Below are 792 nucleotides of genomic sequence, written 5' to 3'. Positions count from 1 at the left end.
GCGGCCGCGCTGCTGCTCGACGGCTGGGCCATGCTCGGCCGGCCGGACCTGCGCTCCGGCGAGGACGCGCTGCGCCGGTGGATCGGCGCGGCCGCGCTGGTCCGGCCGCAGGGTGACGGCGGGACCGTGGTGGTCGTGGCCGAACCGACGCTGCGGCCCGTGCAGGCGCTGGTCCGCTGGGACCCGGTCGGGTTCGCGGTCCGGGAGCTGGCCGAGCGGGCCGAGCTGGGGTTTCCGCCGGTGTCCCGGATGGCCGCGGTGTCCGGGACGGCGGAGGCGGTCGCGGAGTTCCTCGCGGCCGTGGACTCACCCCCGGACGCGGAGGTACTGGGGCCGGTGCCGCTGCCTTCGACCCTGCCCGGCCGGCCCCGCCGCCCCGGCGCACCCCCGCCGGGGGAGCAGTGGGAACGGGCGCTGATCCGGGTACCCCCCGGCAGTGGCTCCGCCCTGGCGGCCGCCCTGAAGACGGCCCGGGCGGCGCGGCTGGCGCGGGGGAGTGGGGAGCCGGTACGGGTGCGGATCGATCCGCCGGACATCGGCTGAGGGTTCTTCCCGGCACACGAACGCCCTCCCGGTCGGTTGCCGGGAGGGCGGGGGTCGGGCCGGTCAGCCGCTGCGGGGGCCGGGGAAGGCCGGGGGCCTCGGGTCGTCGCGGAGGGTGGGGCTGCCCGAGGTCGGCTGGGTCGGCATGGAGCGGGCCGCGGGGACGGTCGGCATACCGGTGTTGACGGTGCGGGTGCCCGAGGGCTCGCCGGCCCGCTCGGCCTCGGCCGCGGCCTGGGCGGCGGCCCG

2 pseudogenes are annotated in these 792 nt (G+C 79.8%); one reads left to right on the top strand and one right to left on the bottom strand.

From position 1 onward, the window contains the following. Positions 1-543 (top strand): annotated as a pseudogene (locus GT030_RS32720) (primosome assembly protein PriA); the annotation flags it as partial. A gap of 63 nt (positions 544-606) precedes the next feature. On the opposite strand, the pseudogene GT030_RS32715 reads toward GT030_RS32720, so the two are convergent. Beyond that, a pseudogene (locus GT030_RS32715) lies at positions 607-792 on the bottom strand (hypothetical protein); the annotation flags it as partial.

The organism is Streptomyces sp. SID1328, from assembly GCF_009865595.1.
GTDB classification, from domain to species: Bacteria; Actinomycetota; Actinomycetes; order Streptomycetales; family Streptomycetaceae; genus Streptomyces; species Streptomyces griseoluteus.
Note: the sequence above shows the minus strand (reverse complement) of the source record. Positions and strands in the feature narration are given on the sequence as shown.